The organism is Lyngbya aestuarii BL J (genome assembly GCF_000478195.2).
Classification (GTDB): Bacteria; Cyanobacteriota; Cyanobacteriia; order Cyanobacteriales; family Microcoleaceae; genus Capilliphycus; species Capilliphycus aestuarii.
Genome location: NZ_AUZM01000324.1, coordinates 1 through 618, shown reverse-complemented (window position 1 = coordinate 618; position 618 = coordinate 1). Strand labels below are relative to the sequence as shown.

At 38.3% G+C, this 618-nt stretch carries 1 protein-coding gene; it reads right to left on the bottom strand.

The window, feature by feature from the left end:
- A partial coding sequence (locus M595_RS28355; RefSeq protein WP_023069981.1) for a methyl-accepting chemotaxis protein occupies positions 1-618 on the bottom strand: 618 nt, incomplete at both ends.

The window sequence follows — 618 nt, the reverse complement described above, 5'->3', positions numbered from 1 at the left end:
AGTCCAGTTTTCGTTTGATTTAAACCATTTGCAGTTTCGTTGGAACCTTGATTAATCGAGTTCATAGCTTCTAATACTTGAGAAATTGCAATCGCTTGTTGTTGGGTATTGAGAGAAATTTGCTGATTATTTAACACAACATTATTAACCGAGTCTGAAACGCCCATCAATGCTGAGGCTGTCATTTGAGCAATTTCTACTCCCGAAAGTACCGTTTTTGTTCCTTCTTCAGTCACAATTACAGTCGAATTAATTGCACTTTGAATATCGATGACGAGGGTATTAATTCTTTGAGCCGATTTTTGACTTTCATCAGAGAGTTTACGAATTTCAGCCGCAACCACTGCAAATCCTTTCCCATGTTCACCTGCTCTAACGGCTTCAACTGCCGCATTTAATGCTAACATATTGGTTTGATTGGCTAAATCACTGACTAATTTAGAAATTGTCCCAATCTGATTAGTTTGTTCACTTAAACGAATAATTTGTTGAGCAATTGCATCGACTTTTTCTCGCAAATTTGCCATGCCTTCTAGGGTTTTTTCTACGGCTTGACTGCCATTTTCCGTGAGGTTTAAAGCTTGTTTAGCATCCATCACCGAAGATTCGGCTTGTTCA